We start from the raw sequence: 9901 nt of genomic DNA, 5'->3' as shown, positions 1-9901 counted from the left end.
GCCCGGTTACATTCCGAACCCGGAAGCTAAGCCTCACAGCGCCGATGGTACTGCAGGGGGGACCCTGTGGGAGAGTAGGACACCGCCGGACTTCTTTTAAACAGAAAAGCCACCCAATGTTGGGTGGCTTTTCTGCGTTAACGTGCGTTTCGCATAGACGCGCGTTCTTGTTGCCCGGTGAGCATCATCGGCGAAGGGGAAGCCGCAGCGTGACGACGCTGCCTGCTCCTTCCACAGAGCGGATCGACACGTCACCGCCGTGTCGACGCATGATCGTCGCGACGAGCGTGAGCCCGATTCCGGACCCGCTCACATCACGCGCGTTCTGCGCACGGGCGAGCTCGTCGAACACGGTCAGCAGGTCTGCGGCAGGAATGCCGCGGCCGGCATCGGCCACCTCGATGACAGCCCATCCCTCCTGCTCACGGAGTCGCACCTCGATCGGCCCCTGGGCGGAGTACTTGGCTGCGTTGCCGAGCACGTTGTCGATCGCCAACGAGATCAGATCGAGGTCGAGCGCGAGAGGCGGCACCGTCCACGGCACGCGCGTGACGTTGAGAACCACTCTCGCGCGCGCACCGGGATTCTGTTGACCGAGTGCGTCGATCGCCTCGGCGAGCACCTCCTCGAGCACGACGTTCTCCGTCTCGAGCGCGCGGGTGTCGAGCTCTGCAAGCTTTCGCAGATCACGCACCAGCGTGCTCAGCTTCGTGGTTTGCGCGTCCACTGTCTTCCACGCATCGTCCGCGACACCTTCTTGGGCAGCAACAGCTGTCGCGCGAATGGCCGTGAGCGGGTTCTTCAGTTCATGGTCGAGTCTGGCGAGGAACCTCTGATGGTTCTCGCGCTCGTACTGCGCCGCAGCGGCGGCGGCGGAGTGCGCCGATGCGTCCAGCATCCTGCGTCTGCGGGCTGCTCTCCGCCGAGCGAGAAGTATCCACAGGGGCGCCGCCGAGACGACGACTCCCGCCGCGAGGACGGCTCCGGGAAGGGCGAGATCGATGGAGAGCATCCGCGGATCGCCGGCCAGAAGCATTCCCCCGGCAAAGACCGCGCACGCCCCGATCGGGACGGCCGTGAGGATCCCGAGCGTGACGTCGGTGCCACGGCTCATGCAGGGCTCACCTTCGCCGCGAACTGGTAGCCCAGGCTCTGGGCGGTCTCGATGAATCGCATCTCGGTGTCGTTGTCGCCGAGTACTCGCCGCAGTTCGGCGATGCGGTGGTCGACGGCCCGGCTCGACGTCGCGAAGTCGAAGCCCCACAGGGTCGACAGCAGCCGCTCGCGCGAGTGCACCTCCTGCGGGTGCAACATGAGAAACTCCAACAGCATCAGGGCCTTCGGAGTGAGTGCGAGCTCTGCGGCACCTCGCCAGACGCGTCGCGCACTGCGGTCCAGCGTGAGGTCGCGGGCCTGGAGTCGCTGTGCGGAGCGCAGGGAGCCCGCGCCCTGGGCAGTTCGTCTCAGCACCGCCCGGATGCGCGAGATCAGCTCGTGAGGGTCGAATGGCTTGTTCAGATAGTCGTCGGCACCTTCGTCGAGGGCGGCGCTGCGCTCCCACGACTCGCCCACCTGGGTGAGCAGGATGATCGGGAGCCACAGCTGCCTGGCCCGGACCCGACGAACGAACTCACGTCCGTCGACGTGCGGCATGAGGACATCGCACACGACGAGGTCCGGAACGTCTCGTTCGACCTCGAGCAGTCCGGCGCGTCCGTCATCTGCGACGCGTACGTCGAAGCCGCTGCGCCCGAGGAACGCACCGAGGGCTTCGGTGATCGCCGCGTCATCGTCGACGAGCAGGAGGCGGGGGCGTGCGGGCGCGTCCATCGCTCAGCCTCGCCGCAGAGTGTTGGCCGACCCGGCGTCTTGCACGGTGGGGGTCGCGCCGTCCCAGAAGATCGAACTCGCGCTTCCGGTGACGGTGATCGCCGCCACCTCGCCCACATAGACGACGGTGCCGCTGCCCGACAGGGTGAGCGCACCGACATCGTCGGCGATCACCACACCTGCATCCATCTCGATGATCAGCTGGTCGCACGGGCCTTCCACCCGGATGATGGCGCCGTCTTCGGTGAGGGGGCCGGACGGGCACGGCATCGTGGTCGTCGCCGCATCGATCAGCCGGGCGCGTTCCACCTGGCCCTCCGCGCTGAGCGTGGAGTCAGAGGTGGGCTCGGATGACGGCGGTGCGCTACCCGGCTGCGCGGACGGTTCCGATCGCTCCGGGGTCGTCGAGGCAGGCGTCGACGATTCCGTCGGGTCGACGATGCTGACCGAGCATCCGCTCATCGTCGGTGCGAGCACGAGTGCTGCCACCAGGGCAGAAGTCGCTGTCATACGGCGCATGCAGACATCCTCTCGCGTCCTGTGCGGATCGTCGTGTTCTCGGAATCGCCGAGGTGTCGCTCAGAGAGCGGCCGGAATGAAGATCTCGACGCGGCGATTGAGCTGACGACCGGCGGGATTGTCTGCGCCGTCGATCTCATTGGGCGCGACGGGTCGTGTCTCGCCGAATCCCTCGGCGCTGAGCGAGGTCGTGACGTCGCGGTCGGCGAGTCCCTCGACCACCGACGCTGCCCTGGCTTCGGACAGCTTCTGGTTCTCGGCATCCGATCCGATCGCATCGGTGTGGCCCGTGACCTGCGCCTCAGCGATGTCGAGCGTGGTGAACACCCGAGCGACGGCATCGAGGGTGGCGGCGGCGTCGGCGCGGATCTCGCTCTTGTCGAAGTCGAAGAGCACGCCGTCTTCGAACGTGAGAGTCGTGCCGCATGACTCCAGTGGTGCGAGTGCTCCGAGCGGCGGGAAGACTCCGAGCTCGGGCACGGGCGGCAGCGGCTCGGCGTCTACGAGCGTCCCGCCGACTCTGGCCGTTCCATCGCCGAAGTTCTGGATCGTGATCCGGCCGTCGCTGTAGTTGCCCGCACCGTCTCCGAAGTTCTGGATGGTCACGGTGCCGTCGGTGTAGTTGCCTGATCCGTCACCGAAGTTCTGGATCGTCACCGCTTCGTCGGTGTAGTTGCCTGATCCGTCACCGAAGATCTGCACGGTCTTCGATGCATCGCTGTAGTTGCCCGAGCCGTCGCCGAAGTTCTGGATCGTGACGGTGCCGTCGCTGTAGTTTCCTGCGCCGTCGCCGAAGTTCTGGATCGTGACGCCGTTGATGGTCGACGTGCCCGACCCGTCACCGAAGTTCTGCACCGAACCGTCGGGCCCGGTGAACGTGCCGGAGCCGTCGCCGTACAGGTAGGCCGTGCCCCTGCCCGACACCACGCTGCCGTCGGCATCGCAGTGCGCGGGCGAGGCGATCACTCCCGGAATGTCGGCAAGTGCCTCATTGACCTCGATCGTGAAGGCGGATGCCGAGGTGTCGAGCAGCGACAGATCGGGGAGCACGAACAGCGGGACGGGAGGGAACTGCCCGACGTCGTATCCGGCGACCGTCACGGCGTCGGGTGTCGGGGTCGGGGCGGGCGTCGACGCCGGTTTCGCGGCCGGCGTCGGCGTGGGCTCGGGGGCGCACCCCGACAGGACCAGGGCAGCCGCGCTGCCGAGTGCGAGTGAGACGACGAGGCCGCGGCGAGGGCGATGAGCGGCAGTGCGAGTCGAGGTCATGCTTCGAGAGTAGCCAGCCGTTGTCGCCGTCGTGTCGCGCCGATGTCGCAGCTCTGCGACATCGTGCTCAGCGCTTCAGCCGCGATTCGAGCACCGCTGCCGTGTCGCGCACTGCCTCGGCGAGCACGCCCTCGTCGAGGTCCGCTCCCGCCCAGGTCACCGCGACGGAGGCGACCGGCCAACCGGCATGATCGCAGACGGCGGCGCCGACGCTGCGCAGCCCCTCGGCCACTTCGCTGTCTTCGGTGGCATAACCGCGTGCCCGCACCGTGCGCAGCAACTCGCGCAGCTCGCTGGGCTTTCGCGGACCGAGCCCGGTGCGGTCGGGAAACGCAGAGGCGCTCGGGTAGAGCGCCCGCACCTGCTCGCGGGGGAGAGCTGCGAGCATCGCGCGTCCGGAAGCGGTGAGGTGCGCGGGAAGGCGCACGCCGACATCCGTCACGAGCGCCTGGCGTCGGGGTGCACGTTCCTCGACGATGTAGAGCACATCGCCGCCGCTCATGACCGCGAGGTGCGCGCTCTCGCCGAGTCGGTCTGACAGCGCGGCGACGAGAGGGCGCCCGAGTCGCGCGAGCGGCTGCTGCCGCGCGTATCCGCCGGCGAGCTCGAACGCCGAGGTTCCCAGCCCCCACCGCCGGTCTTCGCGCAGGTGGATGACGAACCCGTGAGCGGCGAGCGTCGTGAGCAGGTGATAGACGGTCGAGCGGGGCAGATCGAGCTCGCGGGCGATCGCCGAGGCGGCGACCGGCGCGGGGCGCCCGGCCAGATAGCGCAGGATCCGCAGCGTGTTGTCGGCGGCGGGCACCTGCGCGACGGTATCTGCATTGTCTGGGATCACAGACACAGGATGCCATGAACCGCTGTCGCATGCGAGCGCCCGGGTGTGGAATCAAGACATGACCGAACTGCCCTCCGTCCTCGTCGGCGATGCCCCCCTGAGCCCCGCCGATGTCGTCGCGGTCGCGCGCCACGGCGCTCCCGTCTCGATCAGCCCCGCAGCCCTCGACCGAGTCGCCGAGACCCGCCGGGTGATCGACGGGCTCGCGATCGACCCGAACCCGCACTACGGCGTCTCGACCGGATTCGGTGCCCTCGCGACGACCTTCATCGCCCCCGACCGCCGCCTGCAGCTGCAGGCGAGTCTGATCCGTTCGCATGCCGCCGGTACCGGCGCTGAAGTCGAGCGCGAGGTCGTGCGCGGACTCCAGTTGCTGCGCCTGCAGACGTTGACATCGGGCCGCACGGGCGTCCGCCCCGTCGTGGTCGAGACCTACGCCGCCCTTCTGAACGCGGGCATCACTCCGATCGTCCGCGAGTACGGATCACTCGGATGCTCGGGCGACCTCGCCCCGCTCGCTCACATCGCTCTGGCGACGATGGGCGAGGGAGACGTCCGAGACGCGTCCGACGCGCTCGTCCCCGCCTCCGAGGCACTCGCGGCTGCCGGCATCCAGCCCCTCACGCTCGTCGAGAAGGAGGGCCTCGCCCTCATCAACGGCACCGACGGGATGCTCGGGATGCTCGTGCTGGCGCTGCACGACCTCGAGACTCTGCTGCTCACGGCCGACATGGCGGCGGCGATGTCGGTCGAGTCGCAGCTCGGCACGGATGCGGTCTTCGCGGCCGATCTCATGTCGCTGCGCCCCCAAGCGGGGCAAGCCGTGTCCGCAGCCCACCTGCGGTCGTTCCTCGGCGACTCGCCCATCGTGCACAGTCACAAGGGCCCGGAGGACGGCCGCGTGCAGGACGCCTACTCGCTGCGCTGCTCGCCGCAGGTGCACGGAACCGCGCGCGACACCATGGGCTACGCGTCGACGATCGCCGACCGTGAACTCGCGAGCGTGATCGACAATCCCGTGATCACCGTCGACGGCCGCATCGAATCCAACGGAAACTTCCACGGAGCGCCGGTCGCTGCGGTGCTGGACTTCCTCGCGATCTCGGTCGCCGATGTCGCCTCGATCTCGGAGCGTCGGACCGACCGCGCCCTCGACCCCGCGCGCAGTCACGGCCTGCCGCCGTTCCTCGCAGACGAGGTCGGTGTCGACTCGGGTCTGATGATCGCGCAGTACGCCGCGGCGGGGATCGTGTCGGAGCTCAAGCGCCTCGCCGTTCCGGCATCCGTGGACTCCATCCCGTCGTCGGCCATGCAGGAGGACCACGTGTCGATGGGGTGGGCGGCGGCTCGCAAGCTCCGCCGCGCCATCGACGGACTGGGCCGCGTGCTCGCGATCGAGATCCTCACCGGCGCCCGCGCCCTCGACCTGCGCGCGCCTCTGCAGGCGGGGCCTGCGACCGGCGCCGTGCGCGATCTCGTCCGCACCGTCGCCGCGGGTCCCGGACCCGACCGCTTCCTCTCACCAGACATGGAGGCCGTGACCGCACTCGTGCAGTCCGGCGCCGTCGCCCGCATCGCAAAGGAGCACGCGAATGACTGATACCACGACCCCCGAATCGACCGCGACCACGGGATCGACCGCGACCGGTGGATCCCGCACGGTCCGCGCCGCCCGCGGCAACCAGCGCACCGCCAAGAGCTGGGGTGCGGAAGCGGCCAAGCGGATGCTCATGAACAACCTCGATCCCGAGGTCGCCGAGCACCCCGAAGATCTCGTCGTGTACGGCGGCACCGGAAAGGCGGCTCGCAGCTGGGAGGCGTACGACGCGATCGTCCGCACGCTCGACGAACTGGAACCCGACGAGACTCTGCTCGTGCAGTCGGGAAAGCCCGTCGGTGTCTTCCGCACGCACGAGTGGGCGCCTCGCGTGCTGATCGCCAACTCGAACCTCGTGGGCGATTGGGCGACCTGGCCCGAGTTCCGCAAGCTCGAAGAGCTCGGACTGATCATGTACGGCCAGATGACCGCTGGCTCGTGGATCTACATCGGGACGCAGGGCATTCTGCAGGGCACCTATGAGACCTTCTCGGCCGTCGCCCGCTCGCTCGGCCGGGACTCGCTCAGGGGCACGCTGACCCTCACCGGCGGCGCGGGCGGAATGGGCGGCGCGCAGCCGCTCGCCGTCACCCTCAACGACGGGGCCGTGCTGATCGTCGATGTCGACGAGTCGCGCCTCGCGCGCCGAGTGCAGCACGGATACCTCGACGAGTACACGACCGACCTCGATGCGGCCGTCGCCCGGGTCGTCGCAGCCAAGCAGGCCGGCGAGGCGCTCTCGGTCGGCGTCGTCGGCAACGCGGCCGAGGTCTTCCCCGAGCTGCTGCGCCGGGGCGTGCCGATCGACATCGTCACCGACCAGACCAGCGCTCACGATCCGCTCGCCTACCTGCCGGTGGGCATCTCGGTCGCCGAGTGGAAGGTCGAGGCCGAGCGGGATGCCGAGGAGTTCACCCGCCGCTCGCGCGAATCGATGGCGCAGCACGTGGCGGCGATGGTCGCGTTCCAGGATGCCGGGGCCGCGGTCTTCGACTACGGCAACTCGATCCGGGCCGAGGCGCAGCTGGGCGGCTTCGACCGGGCGTTCGAGTTCCCCGGCTTCGTGCCTGCGTACATCCGGCCGCAGTTCGAAGAAGGCCGAGGGCCCTTCCGCTGGGCGGCTCTCTCGGGTGACCCCGAGGACATCTACAAGACCGACCGTGCGATCGCAGAGCTGTTCCCCGAAGACAAGGCCCTGCACCGGTGGCTCGAGAAGGCGGGCTCGACCGTGCACTTCGAGGGGCTGCCCGCCCGGATCTGCTGGCTCGGATACAAGGAGCGTCACCTCGCCGGTCTCAAGTTCAACGAGATGGTCGCCTCGGGTGAGCTCTCGGCACCGATCGTGATCGGCCGCGACCACCTCGACTCGGGTTCGGTCGCGTCACCGTACCGTGAGACCGAGGCCATGAAGGACGGTTCGGATGCCATCGCCGACTGGCCGCTGCTGAACGCACTGCTCAACACGGCATCCGGAGCGTCGTGGGTCTCTCTGCACCACGGTGGCGGCGTCGGCATCGGACGCTCGATCCACGCGGGCCAGGTCAGCGTCGCGGACGGCTCGGCACTGGCCGCCGAGAAGCTCGAGCGCGTGCTGACCAATGACCCCGGCACCGGAGTCATGCGGCACGTCGACGCCGGATACGAGCACGCTCGCGACATCGCCCGCGAGCGCGGCCTGAAGGTGCCGATGCTGTGAGCACAACACTGATCACGAACATCGGAGAGCTGACCACGAACGTCGGCTCGCCTGAGGGAGACCGCTTCGGCACGCTGCACGATGCGGCCGTGCTGATCGACGGCGGACGGATCGCCTGGGTCGGCTCGGCGGATGCCGCACCCGTGGCCGCACCTGATGCCCACAGGATCATCGACGCCGGCGGTCGCGCGGTCATTCCCGGGTTCGTCGACAGCCACAGCCACCTCGTGTTCGGCGGAGACCGCGCCGCCGAATTCGAGGCGCGGATGGCGGGGCAGAAGTACGCCGCGGGTGGCATCCGCTCGACCGTCGCCGCGACGCGAGCGGCGAGCGACGATGAACTGCGCGAGCGCCTGCGCGGCTTCATGCGCGAGATGCTCGCGCAGGGCACCACGACGGTCGAGATCAAGAGCGGATACGGGCTCAGCGTCACGGATGAAGAGCGACTCGTGACACTTGCCGCCGAGGTCACACCGGAGGTCACGTTCCTCGGGGCGCACGTCGTTCCGGCCGAATACGCCGACCGCGCCGACGAGTACGTCGACCTGGTGACGGGGCCGATGCTCGACGCGTGTGCTCCGCACGCGAAGTGGATCGACGTGTTCTGCGAGACCGGGGCCTTCTCGGTCGAGCAGTCGCGGCGGGTGCTCGAGGCCGGTGTCGCGAAGGGCCTCACGCCCCGAGTGCACGCGAGCCAGCTGGGGCCGGGCGACGGGGTGCGCCTCGCCGTCGAGCTCAGCGCAGCCTCCATCGATCACGGCACCTACTTGACCGACCACGACATCGAGGCGCTCGCCGCCTCGGACACGGTGCTCACCCTGCTGCCCGGAGTCGAGTTCTCGACCAGGCAGCCGTATCCCGACGCGCGACGACTGATCGATGCGGGCGTCACGGTGGCACTAGCCTGCGACACGAACCCTGGTTCGAGCTTCACGTCGTCTATGCCGTTCTGCATCGCGATCGCGGTACGCGACATGGGCATGACCCCAGCCGAGGCCGTGTGGGCGGCGACCGCCGGAGGAGCCCTGGCGCTGCGACGCGACGACGTCGGCCTGATCGCGGTGGGAGCGCGCGCAGACCTCGTTCTGTTGAGCGCACCCACGCGCATCCATCTCGCGTATCGACCGGGAGTGCCGCTCGTCGATCAGGTGTGGAAGGACGGCGTCGCGGTCCTCGCGGCGCCGGGCGCGACTTCAGGAACGGAGAACCATGGCTCTCTCGCACGATGACCTCTGGCCGCGCGCCGGTTCCTGGCCGGCCTTCGCCGCAGGAGACGACGCGGATGCCGTGCTGGTCGGCGTCCCGACCTGGCGCACCTCGCTGTCGCCGACCGGCGCGCATGCGACGCCCGCGGCGATCCGGGAGGCGCTGACCCGGTACAGCGCGACGCTCATGGGCCCGCCGGTCGTCGATCTCGGTGAGGCGCTGCGCGTGCTCGACGCCGGGGATGTGGCCGAGCCCGACGGCGAGGCCGGCATCGCGGCGAGCGTCGCACGCGTGCACGAGCTCAGCGAATCCGTGCGTCTTGTGATCGCGCTCGGAGGCGACAACGCGCTGACCTACCCGGTCGCGCGAGGAGCCGGAGCCACCGGACTCATCACCATCGATGCGCACTTCGACCTGCGCGACGGTGTGTCGAACGGATCGCCCGTGCGGCGGCTGATCGAGGATGCCCCCGAGGGCGAGCGGATCGACCCGACACGGATCGTCCAGATCGGCATCGCGGACTTCGCGAACTCGGCCGCGTACGCGGCCCGCGCCGCCGAGTGGGGCATCCGGGTGATCACGCTCGACGAGGTGCGGCGCCGGGGCATCGATGACGTCGTCGCGGAGGCGACGAGCATCGCGGGAGCCGGCGCCGCCGCTCGCATCCATCTCGATGTCGACGTCGACGCCGCCGATCGGGCCGCGGCGCCCGGGTGCCCGGCGAGCGTTCCCGGCGGTTTCGCGGCGTGGGAGCTGCGCACGCTCGTCCGCTCGATCGTCACGGATCCGCGCGTCGTCAGTGCAGACATCGCCGAGGTCGACGCGACCGCCGACACCGACGACATGCGCACCGTCAGGCTCGCGGCCCTCTGCGTGCTCGAGATGCTCGCGGCACTCGCCACCCGCTGACCGCGGCTGCTAGTCGCGCAGCGTCCACGATGCTCTG

9 protein-coding genes and 1 rRNA gene are annotated in these 9901 nt (G+C 69.2%); 5 read left to right on the top strand and 5 right to left on the bottom strand.

The genetic code is table 11. From position 1 onward, the window contains the following. A 5S ribosomal RNA gene (rrf, locus tag ASF63_RS18620) occupies positions 1–91 on the top strand; the annotation flags it as partial. A 93-nt stretch (positions 92–184) separates the two neighbouring features. On the opposite strand, the gene ASF63_RS18615 is transcribed toward rrf, so the two are convergent. The 5 genes from ASF63_RS18615 to ASF63_RS18595 all read right to left on the bottom strand — a co-directional run bounded on the left by ASF63_RS18615 (position 185) and on the right by ASF63_RS18595 (position 4462). Further along, entirely contained in the window at positions 185–1114 is a 930-nt protein-coding gene (locus ASF63_RS18615; RefSeq protein WP_056517714.1) for a sensor histidine kinase, read from the bottom strand. Further along, a complete protein-coding gene (locus tag ASF63_RS18610; RefSeq protein WP_056517711.1) occupies positions 1111–1830 on the bottom strand; it encodes a response regulator transcription factor in 720 nt (239 codons plus the stop codon). The genes ASF63_RS18615 and ASF63_RS18610 overlap by 4 nt, the downstream gene beginning before the upstream one ends. Before the next feature lie 3 nt (positions 1831–1833). Beyond that, entirely contained in the window at positions 1834–2349 is a 516-nt protein-coding gene (locus ASF63_RS18605; protein ID WP_082478363.1) for a DUF3060 domain-containing protein, read from the bottom strand. Positions 2350–2409: 60 nt separating this feature from the next. Beyond that, a complete protein-coding gene (locus tag ASF63_RS18600; protein ID WP_056517705.1) occupies positions 2410–3618 on the bottom strand; it encodes an OmpA family protein in 1209 nt (402 codons plus the stop codon). A 67-nt stretch (positions 3619–3685) separates the two neighbouring features. After that, the gene (locus ASF63_RS18595) at positions 3686–4462 is read right to left on the bottom strand and encodes an IclR family transcriptional regulator (RefSeq protein WP_056517702.1); all 777 of its coding nucleotides are present in this window, start codon (positions 4460–4462) and stop codon (positions 3686–3688) included. A 52-nt stretch (positions 4463–4514) separates the two neighbouring features. On the opposite strand from ASF63_RS18595, the gene hutH reads away from it, so the two are divergent. The 4 genes from hutH to ASF63_RS18575 are packed head-to-tail and all read left to right on the top strand — an operon-like array spanning position 4515 to position 9864. After that, on the top strand, positions 4515–6056 hold the full coding sequence (gene hutH / locus ASF63_RS18590; RefSeq protein WP_056517699.1) for a histidine ammonia-lyase: 1542 nt from the start codon (positions 4515–4517) through the stop codon (positions 6054–6056). Further along, positions 6049–7749, top strand: a complete 1701-nt coding sequence (gene hutU, locus ASF63_RS18585) for a urocanate hydratase (protein WP_056517696.1) — start codon at positions 6049–6051, stop codon at positions 7747–7749. Before hutH ends, hutU begins: the two co-directional genes overlap by 8 nt. Next, positions 7746–8978: an imidazolonepropionase gene (hutI, locus tag ASF63_RS18580; RefSeq protein ID WP_056517693.1), complete on the top strand. Its 1233-nt coding sequence runs from the start codon at positions 7746–7748 to the stop codon at positions 8976–8978. Before hutU ends, hutI begins: the two co-directional genes overlap by 4 nt. Next, on the top strand, positions 8959–9864 hold the full coding sequence (locus ASF63_RS18575; protein ID WP_056517690.1) for an arginase family protein: 906 nt from the start codon (positions 8959–8961) through the stop codon (positions 9862–9864). The genes hutI and ASF63_RS18575 overlap by 20 nt, the downstream gene beginning before the upstream one ends. Positions 9865–9901: the final 37 nt, after the last annotated feature.

Source organism: Microbacterium sp. Leaf320, assembly GCF_001423485.1.
Taxonomy (GTDB): domain Bacteria; phylum Actinomycetota; class Actinomycetes; order Actinomycetales; family Microbacteriaceae; genus Microbacterium.
Note: the sequence above shows the minus strand (reverse complement) of the source record. Positions and strands in the feature narration are given on the sequence as shown.

Excerpts from the sequence above, each read along its gene's own strand:
- ASF63_RS18615 (WP_056517714.1), bottom strand. The coding sequence starts at position 1,114 with ATGAGCCGTGGCACCGACGTCACGCTCGGGATCCTCACGGCCGTCCCG.
- ASF63_RS18605 (WP_082478363.1), bottom strand. The coding sequence starts at position 2,349 with ATGCGCCGTATGACAGCGACTTCTGCCCTGGTGGCAGCACTCGTGCTC.
- ASF63_RS18575 (WP_056517690.1), top strand. The coding sequence starts at position 8,959 with ATGGCTCTCTCGCACGATGACCTCTGGCCGCGCGCCGGTTCCTGGCCG.
- hutH (WP_056517699.1), top strand. The coding sequence starts at position 4,515 with ATGACCGAACTGCCCTCCGTCCTCGTCGGCGATGCCCCCCTGAGCCCC.
- hutU (WP_056517696.1), top strand. The coding sequence starts at position 6,049 with ATGACTGATACCACGACCCCCGAATCGACCGCGACCACGGGATCGACC.
- ASF63_RS18600 (WP_056517705.1), bottom strand. The coding sequence starts at position 3,618 with ATGACCTCGACTCGCACTGCCGCTCATCGCCCTCGCCGCGGCCTCGTC.
- ASF63_RS18610 (WP_056517711.1), bottom strand. The coding sequence starts at position 1,830 with ATGGACGCGCCCGCACGCCCCCGCCTCCTGCTCGTCGACGATGACGCG.